The organism is Paenibacillus sp. Mc5Re-14, assembly GCF_001049835.1.
Taxonomy (GTDB): domain Bacteria; phylum Bacillota; class Bacilli; order Paenibacillales; family Paenibacillaceae; genus Paenibacillus; species Paenibacillus polymyxa_C.
The window spans coordinates 1,764,150-1,779,455 of sequence record NZ_CVPD01000001.1 but is presented as its reverse complement, the minus strand read 5'-3'; the positions used below and the strand labels follow the sequence as shown (position 1 = coordinate 1,779,455).

Here is a 15,306-nt window from a genome sequence, read left to right as displayed (position 1 = left end):
CCTTCGTTTTGGGCATCATGATCTGCGTTTGCGTTGCTGCGTTTTCATCATGACAGGTCTTCGTTTCATCAGAGACATAGGAGCCCGGATGTACAGATCCTTCCAATCGCTTAGGCGCATAGGGGAAAAGGGAGTTACATATGGTACACCAAAGCTTTTCAACTTCGTCAGATGGATACAAATTAACAGAAAGAACAATATGGTTCCAAACATGCCCAGCATTGCTGCAAAGAACATTCCGACAAAACGCAAAAGGCGCAGGGTAATGCCCGCACTATATGTTGGTATCGAAAACGATGAAATGGCAGTAACTGCAACTACAATCACAAGGAAGGGACTAACGATGCCCGCATTGACAGCAGCATCACCGATGACCAAGCCTCCCACAATGCCCATCGCAGGGCCAATGGGTTTGGGCAGGCGAATGCCAGCCTCTCGTAGAATTTCGATAGAGATTTCCAAAATCATGACTTCTATAACGGATGGGAAAGGGACGCCTTGACGGGTTCCGATAATGCTAATGACCAGCTTGGTCGGAATTAAACCGGGATGAAACGATATAAAAGAAATGTACAGAGCAGGCCCCATAAGCGCTATAAAAGCCCCGCTAAACCGTAGCAGACGTAATAGTGTCCCCGGAATCCATCGTTCATAATAGTCTTCGGGAGATTGAAGCAGCATACTGAAGGTCACCGGGACAATAAGTGCAAAAGGAGTACCATCCAGTAAGATCGCTATTCTTCCCTCCAACAAAGCATTAATAACACGGTCAGGACGCTCTGTATTATGAGCCTGTTGGAATGGACTTAAATAATTGTCTTCGATGAGTTGTTCCACATACCCGGATTCAGGTAAAAAATCCATGTCTATTTTTGATATTCTGCGGCTTACTTCTTCAAGAAGGTCTGGATTCACAATATCCTTTATATACGCGATAACCAGATCCTTTTTGATTCTGCTGCCCACTTGGAATTTCTTCAATTCCAAACTTTTATTTAAACCCTGGCGCCGAAGCATCGAAGTGTTTTCACTCAATACTTCCGTAAAACCGATTCGGGGACCCCGAAGCAATGCTTCAGAGGTTGGCTCATTGACGGAGCGAATAGCGCCATTAGGCGGGCCCACCAGTAGCGCTTCCTTCATTCCTTCAATTAATAGGGCGGTATGACCTAAAAGGATGAACTCGTACAATTCCTCCATACGGGTTACTTCACTAATTTGCGTAAGTGGCATCAGGCTTTCTTTTATAAAAGAGTTACTTATACCTTCCGGTTGTTCCTGCTGATCCTGACCCTGCTGCTGGCCTTCAAACATCAAGACCTCCAATACCTGCTTGCTCATAAGCTTTTCATCCTGCATACCTTCTATGAAGACTAACACGGACCGAGCATGAAATTTCTTCACCACAAACTCACGAAAATGCACATCACTATTTTCGCCAATAGCTTCACGAATTGCCTGTAAGTCGGAATCATAATTTCCTGTAATTTTAGAGCTCGGTTCATGCTGCTGATCCATGTGCCCTTCGTTATGTTTATTAGAGAGCGGATGACTGCCAGAGTGTTTGGATTTGGCTCCCTTACTGCCGACAAATGAATAAATCGAGGTGTTTATATAATAAATTCCTAAAGGAATAATCAACGCGAGGCCAGCTTGAAAGAGTGTACTCCAGCTAGGAAGATAAGAAATGATTTTAGACCACATGCTGATTACCTCCAAACAATTCAATTCGTTTTCCCATAAGATACAAGTTGTTCATAAAGTATTCCTTATAACGGTTGTATTTACGCATGAATTGGAAAGATTCTTTCGATGACACTGCTATGATTTCCGGTCCTTACCTTAATCCCTTGAAATAGAATAGGGAAATCCCTAAATATTCATAATTTTAACTACATTGTGATCGAAATCACATATAGACCTATCTGCTGTATTAGAATAGAAGCATAAACAATATTCATTAGAAACGTAGAGATGTCGTCGGATAGGAAGTAGCGTCGAATGAATGGAGGAACCGGTATATGATAAACAGTAAAAAGAAGCTTGTGGTTATAGGGAACGGAATGGCTGGTATCAATACGGTCGAACAAATTTTAAAATTAACAGATAAATATGAAATTACAGTCCTGGGAAGTGAGCCGCATCCGAACTATAACAGGATCATGCTCTCTTATGTGTTGGAAGGTAGTAAAACAATAGATGATATCATACTGAACGATTTGCAATGGTATGCGGATCAAGGGATTACTTTATATACAGGAAAAATGGTTAAAAGTATCGACGGTGAGCACAAGAAGATTCTCACCGAAGACGGACTGGAAATTGATTACGATGTGGCTTTAGTGGCTACTGGTTCACAATCGTTTATTCTGCCTATTCCGGGTAAAGAATTACCGGGAGTTATTGGTTTCCGAGATATCGCCGATTGCTCGGCAATGCTGGAAGCAGCGAAGACCTATAAAAAGGCCGCTGTCATTGGCGGAGGTCTATTGGGGCTGGAGGCAGCTAAAGGCCTGGTCAACCTGGGGATGGATGTTACGGTCGTTCATCTAATGGAAGATTTGATGGAACGTCAGTTAGACCGGGAAGCCTCTGCGATGTTGAAAGCAGAACTGGAACGTCAGGGAATCAAGTTTGCTATGCAAATGCAAACTGCGGAAGTGTACGGTCAAGATCGGGTACAAGGACTGCGCTTCTCGGATGGAAGCGAGCTGGAAGCAGATTTGGTTGTAATGGCCGTCGGGATTAAACCTAATATCCAGGTAGCTAAAGAAAGTGGTATGGAAACGAACCGCGGGATTGTGGTCGATGATTTCATGAGAACCTCCATGCCGGATGTATACGCTGTAGGGGAATGTGTTGAGCACCGTGGAATCTGCTACGGTCTGGTAGCTCCGCTGTTTGAACAGGGAAGTGTGATTGCCAAGCATTTGGCAGGCGTGGATACTGAAGGCTATGCAGGATCGGTAGTTTCCACCAAGCTTAAAATTTCAGGGGTAGATGTTTTCTCAGCTGGCGAATTCATAACCCAACCTGAACATACGGCGATTGTAGCGAAGGATGAGTGGAAGCGAACATACAAAAAGGTACTGCTTCGTGATAATAAAATTGTTGGTACTGTACTGTTTGGCGATGTGAGTGAATCTGCTAGTCTGCAAAAATATGTGCGTCAGCAAACGGAAATGACAGATGAGATCTATGGACAGATCATGGGTACTGGATGCGGCAATCACGGGGCGAAAACGTCATCCGTTGAAACCATGGCGGACGATGAAATTGTCTGCGGTTGTAACGGTGTGACTAAAAAGGCAATTGTGGAAGCAATTAATGAAAATGGATTGACCACAGTCGATGAAATTAAAGCATGTACCGGAGCAACGCGCTCCTGTGGAGGATGTAAGCCGGTTGTTGAGCAAATTTTGCAATATGTTCTTGGAGACAGCTTCAAAACGTCAGCCAAACAAGGAATATGTGGCTGTACAACATTGAGTCGGGACGAAATTGTGGAAGCGATCAAAACTAAAGGGCTGACAACTACGCGTGAAGTGATGAACGTACTGGGCTGGCATAATGATGAAGGATGCTCCAAATGCCGTCCGGCGCTGAATTATTACTTGGGTATGATTAACCCTGATACCTATGAAAATGAGGGAGATTCCCGGTTTGTAAATGAGCGATTGCACGCGAACATTCAAAAGGATGGAACGTTTACAGTGGTGCCGAGAATGTACGGCGGTGTAACGACTCCAGAAGATTTGAAGAAGATAGCTGATGTATCGCTTAAATATAACGTTAAGGTCGTTAAAGTAACCGGGGGACAACGGCTGGATTTGATTGGTGTACGTAAAGAGGATCTGCCTAAAGTGTGGGAAGAACTTGATATGCCTTCGGGATATGCGTACGCGAAGTCACTTCGTACGGTGAAAACCTGTGTTGGATCGCAATTTTGTCGTTTTGGTACACAGGACTCGATGGGAATGGGAGAAGTACTGGAACGGAAATTCGAACGATTGGATTTCCCGGCAAAATTCAAATTAGCGGTTAATGGATGTCCACGCAACTGTGCGGAATCATGTACGAAGGATATCGGAATCGTAGGCAACGATGGGGGCTGGGAGATCTTTGTCGGTGGAAACGGCGGTATTAAAGCACGGTTGGCTGATTCACTCTGTAAAGTAAAAACCGACGCTGAATTGATTGATATTGTAGGAGCCGTAATGCAATTCTACCGGGAAACAGGACAATACCTGGAACGTACTTCCGAGTGGGTGGAACGGATCGGTCTGGAAGAGATTCAGAAGGCTGTCGTTAACGATACAGCTAATCGACAAGCTTTAGTAGAACGCGTTGAATTTGCATTACAACAGGTCGAAGACCCATGGAAAAAAATCATCCATGATGAGGATACACGCAAGAATCTATTTGAGGCTGTCACTCCGTCTATTGTGTAAAATTGCATCTAAAAATGCCTGAGGAAGGAAGCGAGCAAGCAAATGATCAAGAATGCCGAATGGCTTGTTGTCGGTCATAGCAAGGATTTTCCGATCAGAATAGGACGCACTATCCACGTCAAAGGTGCTGAAATTGCTGTTTTCCGCACTTCGGAGAATAAGCTGTATGCTGTTGAAAATAGTAATCCTCACCCTAAGGGGGGTCCTCTTACAGAGGCAATAGTATCTGGTCATTATATTTATGATCCTTTGTATGACTGGAAAATTGATTTGCAAACAGGCCTCGTTCAAGAGCCTGACCACGGACAAATTAAAACGTTCGCCGTCTGTGAAGAGGGAGAAGTAGTGAAAATATCGCTTGAGACGGTTTAATTCATGTGAGGGAAAGCATAAAAAGGGCTCGACAGGAACAATCCTGCAGGGCCCTTTTTGTTTTGGATCAGGTAATAGTGACACCTGCACTTGCGTAACCCACCACGGTGTTGACGAGGGAAACGCCTGTCGCAGTGGCAGAGAAAACCATAAGCAGACGGGTTTGCGCGGTTACGGGTATAGCCAATCCAGTAGCAATACCACTAGAAGTCGTTCCTAAAGCAACGATGTCAGTTAGTGGGGGAGTCAATGTAACGGTAGCTCCGGGAACGGCTATAAAGGTGTTATTAGGTGTCGGGGAACTAAACAACTGGGCAGTAATGCTAACGGATGATCCTAAGAGGGTTAGAGCAGCAGTTGTACTGAAATATCCGGTAATGGATGTGATTACACCCCCCCGTGGAACGGAAAAAGCAAAGTTAATGAGTGGTCCTACAAGCGTACCTGTGAGGTCTATAACCCCATTTACAAGGCCAATACCTGTAGCTGAGCTTCCGAAACCAATCAAACTTGTGGTTCCTACCAATCCGCCAAGAACGGTTGTCAGTATAGCAGGACCACCGGAGGCAAATGGGATAATTGCCCCTGAACCGGTGGCTCCAGTAACCCCAGTGGCTCCAGTAGCTCCGCCGACACCTGTAGCGCCCGTGGCTCCAGCAGGCCCAGTCGCGCCAACCGCGCCCGGCAGTCCATCAGCGCCGGTCGGTCCAGTGGCTCCAGCAGGCCCAGCCGCGCCAACCGCACCTGGCAGTCCATCAGCCCCAGTCGGTCCAGTGGCTCCAGCAGGCCCAGCCGCGCCAACCGCACCTGGCAGTCCATCAGCCCCAGTCGGTCCAGTGGCTCCAGCGGGCCCGACCGCGCCAACCGCGCCCGGCAGTCCATCAGCGCCAGTCGGTCCAGTGGCTCCAGCGGGTCCGACCAAGCCATCAGCGCCCGTAGCGCCTGTGGCGCCTGTTACACCCCCGGCAGGCCCAGCAGGCCCTTCAGGTCCGACGGCCCCGATAGGCCCAGCGGCTCCGACAGGCCCGGCAGGTCCAGCGGCCCCTACAGGCCCGGGAGGTCCTGGTGGACCCGGTATACCTGCTGGACCAGGCGCACCGCCAGGCCCCACAGGTCCGGGAGGTCCTGGTGGGCCCGGCACACCTGCTGGACCAGGCGCACCACCAGGCCCCACAGGTCCCGGAGGCCCTTGTGGGCCGGGCTCCCCTGACAAATACGGTTCACTTAGTGCGTTGCTAACCGTCGTACCCGCAGTTCTGATTGCACGGATTAAACTGTCTTTAAGAGTTGAATTGAGGGATTCCTGTAGAACGATGGACAATAGGGCATCCAGCAGTTGCTGTAATGTAGTACCTACGCTGATCGGAGAGAAAGGCGTGGCTTCTAATGCTACAATAGCAAGTTCCAACGCCGCCAGTAAATCTGCCTTAGCCCCGCTTCTAAGTCTTAAAGTTTTCGCCAGAGACAGCAATTGTCTTAAAATCTGTTGCAATAAAGATACATTAGCCGCAGAAGGGTTTGCGAATACAAGTGGGACGATCGAGGTCAATTCATTAATAAGCTTGAGAAGCGCTTCGATACTTCTATTATCTCTTGGTGGTTTGCAATCCTCGTCTTTTTTTGAAGCACCACTGAACCTAAACGGTCTTTTATGTTTCATGCTCAAGTATCTCCTCCTCATTCTTCCTACTGTAGAGGTGACAGATGGTTAATCGCCCCGTTTTACAGATATTCATAATATATTTATTGAAGCGAAAAGGGTGAATACACAAGCAAAGCTTAATAAAATATTGATAACAAAAAGCGCGGTCCCCAAATAGCCTGGGACCGCGCTTTAGTGTGTAGTCTATTAGATTATACGTCTTCGACAGATTTATTTGAAAATTCGTACCAGCAGTTCAGCCATCTCGCCTCTGCTGATGGCGGCTTTTGGTTTGAGTGTTCCATCAGGATACCCGCTAATCCAACCCGAGCCTATGGCTTTCTCGAATGCTGTGGAAGCCCAGGAAGCAATCTGCTGATCATCTTTGTAAGATTGCAGTCCAGTAGGGCTGGAAACGGATGTCTGTTTCTGCATCGCGTGTGACAGGATCACCATCGCCTGTTCACGGGTAAGACTTTCATCAGGTCCGAACGTCTGAGCGGTTAGTCCTTGAATCCATCCCTGACGGTGAGCGGCATCCACGGCTGATCCAGCCCAGTGCCCCTTCATATCTGTAAATGAGGTAGACAGGCTTTCGTCTCCAGTAGTTCCTAAAGCCCTGATCAATATGGCTACAAATTCTGCACGGCTTACCGCACGCTCAGGGCGCATGTTGCCATCTTTATAGCCTTGCATCCAGCCTTTGGCTGCAAGAGATTGTAGGGACTTCGCTGCCCAGTGATCTTGTAGGTCCGGCCACACTTGAGCTGGCTCTTGCGAATCTGACGAATGGATTGGGTCATTTTGTACATCGGTCTGATCAACCTGAGACGCGTCCGTAGAGACGGCAACAGCGAAGGTACCTAACCGAGGTGTATTCAGACTCACACCCGACAAAATCCCTTGTGAATTTATCACAGCAGTGCCCTTTAGAATCTCGCGCTCGCCATTTTCATACATCACAAGAATAGAGAATTGGGGTTCTACATTCTGCAATTCACTTGAAGATTCGCTATCCAGCGGCAGAACGATGGACGAAGTCCCTGTCACGTTAGCTTTAATTTCTACAGCCGCTCCTATCAGCTTCAGGTTGGATTGTTGCTCAGCCCAATCTCGGAATTGCTGATCTGCCTGCTGAAATGAAATGGTAACGTCCTGCTGACCTGAGGCGGCCATGCTGGTTAGTGTGTCACTGGATAGCATCAGTGTTCCATAACGAGAGATCACCGAAGCTCCAATCTGCTCCCATTTATTCAGTACAGAATGAGTCAGGAGAACACGGCTCATTTGCTTTTCCTGCTCCAAACGAATGTCAGCGTATGCCTTGCCTTCGCGCAGTGCTTGTTGAATCTGTTCATCCAGAAATGCCGGCGAAGGAACAAAGAGGGAAACAGCTTTCCCTTGCTCTGAAAAAACAATCTGTTGTACGCCAGCAGACAGATCCTGACCCTCATTCTTATCTTTGTTAGACCTGCCTGTGTCCACAGTCACTTTAGCAGGGACGATGACTTTTATGGCCTGCGTCAAAGCATGAGAACCATCGCTTGCCTTCATGACATCCAATATTATAGTGACAACAGAAGGAGTGTCTCTCTGAAAAATAGTTCCGTCTGTACGTACGATGTCTGGTTGACTACTGCTGCTGATGGTCACACGGAAGCCATTGGGTACAGCAGGCAGAATAAGCATTGTATCACTTGTTGTAGGGGCAGGTATGCTTGTGATGGAATCCGCGACACGCTGCGCGGTTAATCCTTGTGGATACACTAGCCCAGAGGGCGCGCTCTTCATGCCATTTACGTTTTGCAGCACATAGTAGCTGGCTCCTTCGGGTACTGGTGTAAATGTATATTTTCCCTCACTCGAAGCGATTCCTTCCGCTATAAGCTCCTGCTGAGCATTATATAGCTCAAGCCGTGCGCTCGGTAAAGCGCCTGTGACGATCACGGAGGCAATGTCCTCATCGCCTGCTGCGGCTGCAACAGCACGGGGCAGCACGTTTATACGGCGTTCTGCCGGCTCTGCGGTCCAACTTCCATTGTCGCTATAAGTATAGTTCAATACGTATACACCAGGTACATTCGTATCGACATTGCCGATACCTGAAAGATCGGGAATCAGAATATTGCCGTATACACTGTCCAGTACGCTGGCTCCTGGATCAGTGAAGCTATCCCCGGTTCCCAGAACAATTGGATTACTGCCGTTCAATCGTACATAAGGTGTATTCGGCAATGCTTTCAGCACGGTAATCGTGAATGTTTTTTGGACAGAAGCTATACCTTTAGAAATAATGGCAATTAACTGTACATTCATATCACCATCTGTATATTTAGGCCGATTCACCTGACCACTGTCACTGAGGATATCCGGTCGATCCGAAGACCAGTCGATCTGGGTGGCGAATGCCCCTGTACGAGGCAGGGCGATGGAATCCTTAATCCCTTGCGGGTAATCCAGATTCAGTGTTTTTGCCGCCAAATTCACTGCTTCATCAGCGCTTACGGGCAATGCGGGTACGAGCAGTCTGAAGGTTTTTCGAAGCTCAACCCCACCTCTTGATACAACCGCTTCCAGCATGACGGTCTGATCGCCCTGTACATAGGTTGGGAAGGTGACATGTCCAGTATGATCCAGAAACTCGGGTTGACTCGACGACCATGACACCTGAACACCATTCAGAGCATCCTTTGCCAAATATACGTCTCCGGTTACTGTCGTTAGCGGTAGTTCAAGTGCTCTGTATGCTGCGTCCACGGCTTCAGTGTCGCTCATCGGCAGACGCAGTACGTGTGCAGTAAAATCCTTTGTTTTCGTTAAGCCTGCAAGTTGCAGGGTGGCCGTTAGGGTAACGTCGGTATCTCCATTACTGTAGGAAGGTCTGGTGAGTGTTCCATCTGCTGCAATGACAAGAGGTTTGGACGAGGACCATTCGATCTGCACTCCGCCATAACCGGATAAAGGGAGAGATACATTTTCTTGCATCGCAGACAAATCGCCAAGCGATAGGGCATCTGCTGCTTGATTCAATGTATCTTGAGCAGTCATCTTCGAAACGGTAACTTCAAAAGTTTGGGTATCCGAGGCGGTTCCTTTTGTAATCGTTGCTGTCAGTTTTACCTTTTGATCACCCAGATCGTACCGCGGGCGTATTACAGTTCCTTCGTTCGTAATAACGTCAGGAGTATCCGAACTCCAGCTCACCGTCGTATCATTCAACCCCGTGAGTGGCAGTGTCAGCTTTTGGGATATTGAATCCACTGTGTCTCCAGGGGAGAAGCCTAAAGCAAGGGCGGCTTTGGCCTGTGCGACTTTCTCGGCATCGGTAATTATGGTCACTTTGACCTCTGCGGGAGTGCTCTCCCCTTTAGCATTCATGGCCTGAACCGTGTAAACTGCTTCACCTGGCGGCAATGCTGATGTGTCTATGAACTGGGTTAAGTTGCCTGTATAGAGCGTTACGCTATCTCGCATGACTTTGTAGGAAGTTGCATAAGGAACGGCATCCCAGCTTAACTCCACCGTATTTCCATTTTTAATACCTGTAAAATGACCCGGGGCCTGTGGGACGGGTAATCGCTCCCCATAAGCCGAGAATTCCATGATGGAAGCCCATTGATTGTTTCTTGCATTTCCTTGATCAATATATAATCGCAGATATCGGGCTGTTACAGGAGTAATGCCCTTTTGGAAATTAGAACTCACATTATTCTGCACGGCATCCACAGTCTCCCAATTAAATCCGTTGCTGCTCGTCTGTAAACGGAAACTGTATGGATCACGTTGATCGTTCCATCCATAATGGACACCCATACCTGTAACAACATATCGATCTACGATATACCAGTCTCTCAGATCTACCTGAATCCATTTTTCACCGTTGCTCGCCTGATACCAGCGGCTTGTCGGGTCGATTGACCCATCCACAGCTCTGGAGGGATCATAGGGCTGGGTGTAACCGCTGGATGTAGTTGGTTTGTTAAACACTACATTTTCCCAACCGGCAGCATGGGCTTCATTCGTCCCTATGAGCAGGAACGCACCACCGATCAATGGCATGAGTGAAACCAACACACGGTAGGGTTTTAATTTATTGCGTGTGAAGTTATTGCCTTCGAGCACGCTATCACCTCTTCTTTATTAAATAGCATACCACATGAGCGTGTTCATATTATGGGCGGGACGGGTAATCCCCCTCGGTAGCGATGTAGTAGTTTACATTCGGTAACGGGGAAGCTCCGCGCAAGTCAGGCAATGCAAATGTACGCACTCCATCACCGCCAAAATTAGTGCCCAGCAGGCTGTATAATACGGTATTCTGAGAAATGTCCAAAAGCTGACCCTCGCATTTTATCCAGCCCTTAGGAGCGTACGTATAAGGGTACATCGTAATTTCCCCAATATAAGGCTCATAACCTGCGTGTGCCTGTTTGGGACTGATTGCCGTTCCTCCTAACAAAATGACCGCCAGCAGACTCAATACAGCGGTTTTTTTCCAAAAATGATTCTTCATACCTACAACTCCTTTTAGATTCGAATAATGGACCACGAATTCAACAAATTTGTGACATTAGTCATAGAATGAATAGATATTATCATGGATTTCCACTTTTGCAATACAGTTCATCTATCAAATTCACCTTTTTATTCCTTTTGTGAGCAAAGAAATTTATTCCATCTGGTCCATTCTCCATGCATCTTTTTTCTAATTCAGGTAAATCTATATACAAATCCTATGAAATGAAGGAGGAATGTGCATGTGGCAGTTCATTGGAAATCATGCTCCCAAATGGAATGTGTGGGTGGAAGCCTTCTTTTTGTTCATCATACCTTTGATTATTTTTCTGACAGTACGACAACTTAAAGCGCTGGATGGCCGGGAAAGCAGACGCAAGGAGCGATTGAAGCTGCTAGAAGAGGAAGATCGTTCGGAGCAGGCTGATCATAATCCGTCTGTCAGTGAGGCAGAGAAGGCAAAGGGGACCTTTACCGAAGATTATGAAGCCAATGTAGCCAAAATCAGACAAGCAGTCACGGATATGGCAGACGTAAACGAACGATCGATTTTTCTGGAGAATCTGAACGCTGAAGGCACACTTTTTTTTGTAGATGGATTAACGGACAAGGTTGGCATGGATCAGAACATTTTAAAGCCGCTAATGGATTGGGGCAGCTCCGGGCAAGAAAGGGAAGAGCTTCCGCGAGGAAAAGAGCTTCGGGATATGATTGTTCACCAGGTCATGCTGGTATCGGAGACAGAGTATACGTTAGAGGTACAGTTTTCCTTGCAAAAGGTGCTGTTCGGTTCAGTCATACTCATGATTCAGGGCATACCCGGTGCTTTTGTACTGGGTACGCCCAAAGGGAGTACACGAGGGGTGGAAGACCCGATATCGGAATCGGTGCTGCGCGGACCACGAGTCGGCTTTACAGAGACACTCAGCGACAATACAGCGATGCTGCGCAGACATGGGGAAAGTACGGAACTGGCTATGTCTTCCTTCAAAGTCGGCAAAAGAGTGGAAAAACAGCTGATGGTAGTGTATTTCAGAGATATTGCCGACCCGGAGCTTGTAGATGAGGTGAAGCGGCGGGTCAAAACGATAGATATGGATGAGGTACTGGAGTCGGGCTATGTAGAGCAGCTTATTGAGGATAATTTTCTCAGCCCATTTCTGCAAATTCAAAATACGGAGAGACCAGATCGAGTCATGGCTGCATTGCTAGAGGGACGTGTCGCGATTCTGCTGGACGGTACACCTTTTGCTCTTCTTATGCCCGTAACATACGGGATGATGCTCCAGTCTCCTGAAGATTACTATGAACGATGGCTACCGGGGTCGCTGATTCGATTTCTTCGTTTTATGTCAACTTTCATATCGCTATTCGCCCCGGCGCTATATATTTCCTTTATCTCGTTTCATCCTGGATTGATTCCAACCAAGCTAGTCATTTCCATTATCAGTGCGAGACAGGGAGTTCCATTTTCGACGCTGATTGAGGCCCTGATTATGGAAACCTCGATTGAGATTTTACGCGAGGCAGGACTTCGGCTCCCCAAACCCATTGGACCAGCGATGGGCATCGTCGGCGGTTTGATTATCGGACAGGCCGCTGTTGACGCCGGGATTGTAAGCCCGATACTCGTTATTGTGGTGGCCGTCACGGCGATTTCTTCCTTTTCCGCCCCTGTATACAGCGCTGGCATTTCCATGCGTGTTCTGCGCTTTGGAGCCATGTTCACGGCGTCTATCTTTGGCTTGTATGGCGTGATCATGTTTTTTCTGATGCTGAGTATTCATATGGTTAAATTACACAGCTTTGGAGTTCCGTTTCTTAGTCTAACGACCCCCCGTTCGTTCAAAGACTGGAAAGATTACTTCATACGAGCACCGTTGCAATTTATGAAAAACAGACCCATTCTTTTGAAGCATAAAGACCCTAAGCGACAAGGATGAGCTCAACACAGGAGGGAGCAAGATGGCCCGTGGGAAAAAAGCGGATAAGATTACAACGTTACAGACAACGGCAATTGTGGTTTGCTTTATGCTGGCTGCCGGGTTGCTTACCCTTCCAAGAGTAGCAACTGAAGCTGCAAAAACACCGGATGCGTGGATATCTGTCATTTTAGCAGGGGTGGCCTCTTTTCTCTTCGGATGGGTTATAGTCAAACTAAGCTCGCGGTTTCCAGAAAGCACCTTTTACCAGTATGTTCAGCAAATAACAGGCAAATTCATTGGCAAAGGGATTGGCATGCTGATTGTTATTTATTTTGTTTGTATAGCCGCATTTGAAATCCGATCTGTGGAGGAAGTAACGTCGTTCTTTCTTCTTGAAGGCACTCCGGCGTGGGCGATTTCAGCACCTTTTATGTGGCTCTCTCTGTACCTATGCATGGGGGGAGTGGGTTCATTAGGAAAGATATGTCAACTGATATTTCCGGTTTCGGCGGCTATCTTTTTGCTGATCTGCTTGCTGAGTTTAAATATTTTTGAATTGAATAACTTGCGTCCTGTCTTGTCGGAGGGGGTAATGCCAGTGCTTAGAACGCTCAAAACTACAATCCTGACATTAACGGGGACAGAGTCCTTACTGATTATTCTTTGTCGGATGGAAAAACCTGAGAAAGCAACGAAGGCAATCGGACTGGCGATTGGGATCGCGGTCGTTTTTTATACAGCTACGTTGATCCTGTGCATTGGCGCCTTTTCAATGGAAGGGGTCTTGAGCAGAACCTGGCCATTTTTAGATTTGGCCCGCAGCTTTGAAGTGGAATATCTGTTATTAGAACGGTTCGAGTCCTTATTGTTGACCATTTGGATCATGCAGATTTTTGCCACATTCAGTATTGCTTTTTATTGTGCTTCGCTCGGAGTATCTCAAATTTTGAATAGCTCTTATTCCAAGATGTTGTTCATTTTGCTTCCGTTTATCTACCTCTTATCCCAAATTCCGAAAAACCTGAATGAGCTATTTTCTTTTGGAACGGTTATCGGGAATGTAGCGTTCGCTTTATTCGCGCTACTTCCACTGCCACTGTTGCTTATTTCGTACTGGAGGGGGGCACGCTCATGAATCGTGTTCGTGTCCAGTCAGGATTACTCGGATTGATGGCTCTTCTGATGTGCTGTACACTTTCAGGTTGCTGGAGCAGTTCCCCAGTGGAGGATCTAAATCTGGAGACAGGTATTGCTTTGGATATAGCGGAAGAATCCTCGCAAGAAAAACAAATTAATCAGGAAGGGGGAGATTATCCCAAAAAGGAGTTAATTACAGGAACCTTTCAATTTGTCATTCCAGAGGAAAGCGGCGGCTCCAACAGCTCCTCTCCACAAGCCAAAAAATTTTTTAATATTACGGAAACAGGAGATTCTGTTTTTGAAATGATAAGAGAAATTTCTTTGCGGACCAATCGTCCTCCCATTGGGCAACATTTGAAAACCGTTATTATCAGCTCCAGTCTGCTTCGCAAGATTCCGTTGTATGAGCTGCTGGACTTTTTCTTGGGGGATAATGACATTCGGCCCAGCGTACAGCTACTGATTAGTACAGAAAAGGCGGGTCATGCGCTTCAAGAGAAAATTCCTGGTCAGATTCCTGCCTATATTTTAAAGGATATTTTCCAAAACCGGAAACGGAACGCACGGTTGATAAAACCCATGGCCTTTGTTAAAGTGATTGGACCCATGAAGGGTGAAAGAAGCTTTATATTGCCCAATGTCATTACAGCAGAGAATGAAATCAAGCTTGCAGGTGCGGGAATCATTAAGGGAAAGACGCAAACATACGGTGGTTATCTGAATGAGTCAGAGGTTGAGGGTCTTATGTGGATCAAAGGCGATCTGAAGGGAGGCGTGCTGAAAAGCAGCGATCCGAAGACCGGTAAAAATATAGCATATGAGATCAAAGCGGTGAAAAGCAAGATCAAGGCCATCGTTCAGGGGGATGACATTTTCTTTCAGGTAAAAATGACCTCAGAGGGACGCATTTCGGAGGTGCATATAAAGCATGAAAATTTACGCAACAACAATGTGCTTGGACAAGAAGAGAGTCTTTTTCAGGAGAAAGTGAATTCATTAGCTGAACAAACCGTAGCTAAAATGCAAAAACTGAAGGTTGATGTCGGAGGTTTCGGAGAAGCCTTGAGGATTCAACATCCTAAAGTTTGGCGTAAGGTCAAAGAGGATTGGGATACCACCTTTAGCACCATTCCCGTAAGGTTTAGCACAGATATTCATATTGAAGATTACGGCTCTTCGATTACGACGGCAGACTGAGGAATTTCGTTTGCACCTGTTATGGACAAACCTTCAATACCACGAATCTAGGTGGCATTGAAGG

Annotated in this window: 9 protein-coding genes; 5 read left to right on the top strand and 4 right to left on the bottom strand. The window is 46.9% G+C overall.

Features of this window, described 5'->3' with window-relative positions:
- Window positions 1–15: 15 nt before the first annotated feature.
- The gene (locus tag BN1546_RS08070) at window positions 16–1,704 is read right to left on the bottom strand and encodes a spore germination protein (protein ID WP_090737016.1); all 1,689 of its coding nucleotides are present in this window, start codon (window positions 1,702–1,704) and stop codon (window positions 16–18) included.
- Between the two features lie 317 nt (window positions 1,705–2,021).
- Here BN1546_RS08070 and nirB point away from each other — a divergent pair, with 317 nt between their 5' ends.
- Window positions 2,022–4,451, top strand: coding sequence for a nitrite reductase large subunit NirB (gene nirB / locus BN1546_RS08065; RefSeq protein WP_090737014.1), 2,430 nt, complete (start codon window positions 2,022–2,024; stop codon window positions 4,449–4,451).
- 42 nt (window positions 4,452–4,493) lie between these two features.
- Window positions 4,494–4,823 (top strand): nitrite reductase small subunit NirD, encoded by a 330-nt coding sequence (nirD, locus tag BN1546_RS08060; RefSeq protein ID WP_013369303.1) that lies wholly within the window; start codon window positions 4,494–4,496, stop codon window positions 4,821–4,823.
- Between the two features lie 67 nt (window positions 4,824–4,890).
- Here the strand turns inward: nirD and BN1546_RS08055 are convergent, their stop codons facing one another.
- The 3 genes from BN1546_RS08055 to BN1546_RS08045 form a co-directional block, all read right to left on the bottom strand.
- The gene (locus tag BN1546_RS08055; RefSeq protein ID WP_090737012.1) at window positions 4,891–6,483 is read right to left on the bottom strand and encodes an exosporium glycoprotein BclB-related protein; all 1,593 of its coding nucleotides are present in this window, start codon (window positions 6,481–6,483) and stop codon (window positions 4,891–4,893) included.
- Window positions 6,484–6,696: 213 nt separating this feature from the next.
- Complete coding sequence (locus BN1546_RS08050) at window positions 6,697–10,587, bottom strand: immunoglobulin-like domain-containing protein (protein WP_090737010.1); 3,891 nt, start codon at window positions 10,585–10,587, stop codon at window positions 6,697–6,699.
- Window positions 10,588–10,636: 49 nt separating this feature from the next.
- The gene (locus BN1546_RS08045) at window positions 10,637–10,978 is read right to left on the bottom strand and encodes a phage tail protein (RefSeq protein ID WP_090737008.1); all 342 of its coding nucleotides are present in this window, start codon (window positions 10,976–10,978) and stop codon (window positions 10,637–10,639) included.
- Window positions 10,979–11,222: 244 nt separating this feature from the next.
- On the opposite strand from BN1546_RS08045, the gene BN1546_RS08040 reads away from it, so the two are divergent.
- From BN1546_RS08040 to BN1546_RS08030, 3 genes are read left to right on the top strand one after another with little or no spacing between them, the layout of a single operon-like run.
- A complete protein-coding gene (locus tag BN1546_RS08040; protein WP_090737007.1) occupies window positions 11,223–12,923 on the top strand; it encodes a spore germination protein in 1,701 nt (566 codons plus the stop codon).
- Window positions 12,924–12,945: 22 nt separating this feature from the next.
- Window positions 12,946–14,040 carry a GerAB/ArcD/ProY family transporter gene (locus tag BN1546_RS08035; RefSeq protein ID WP_090737005.1) on the top strand — a complete coding sequence of 365 codons (1,095 nt, stop codon included), beginning with the start codon at window positions 12,946–12,948 and terminating at the stop codon, window positions 14,038–14,040.
- Window positions 14,037–15,242, top strand: a complete 1,206-nt coding sequence (locus tag BN1546_RS08030; RefSeq protein WP_090737004.1) for a Ger(x)C family spore germination protein — start codon at window positions 14,037–14,039, stop codon at window positions 15,240–15,242. The genes BN1546_RS08035 and BN1546_RS08030 overlap by 4 nt, the downstream gene beginning before the upstream one ends.
- Window positions 15,243–15,306 lie beyond the last annotated feature (64 nt).

Excerpts from the sequence above, each read along its gene's own strand:
- BN1546_RS08055 (WP_090737012.1), bottom strand. The coding sequence starts at position 6,483 with ATGAAACATAAAAGACCGTTTAGGTTCAGTGGTGCTTCAAAAAAAGAC.
- BN1546_RS08035 (WP_090737005.1), top strand. The coding sequence starts at position 12,946 with ATGGCCCGTGGGAAAAAAGCGGATAAGATTACAACGTTACAGACAACG.
- BN1546_RS08070 (WP_090737016.1), bottom strand. The coding sequence starts at position 1,704 with ATGTGGTCTAAAATCATTTCTTATCTTCCTAGCTGGAGTACACTCTTT.
- BN1546_RS08030 (WP_090737004.1), top strand. The coding sequence starts at position 14,037 with ATGAATCGTGTTCGTGTCCAGTCAGGATTACTCGGATTGATGGCTCTT.
- nirB (WP_090737014.1), top strand. The coding sequence starts at position 2,022 with ATGATAAACAGTAAAAAGAAGCTTGTGGTTATAGGGAACGGAATGGCT.
- nirD (WP_013369303.1), top strand. The coding sequence starts at position 4,494 with ATGATCAAGAATGCCGAATGGCTTGTTGTCGGTCATAGCAAGGATTTT.
- BN1546_RS08040 (WP_090737007.1), top strand. The coding sequence starts at position 11,223 with ATGTGGCAGTTCATTGGAAATCATGCTCCCAAATGGAATGTGTGGGTG.
- BN1546_RS08045 (WP_090737008.1), bottom strand. The coding sequence starts at position 10,978 with ATGAAGAATCATTTTTGGAAAAAAACCGCTGTATTGAGTCTGCTGGCG.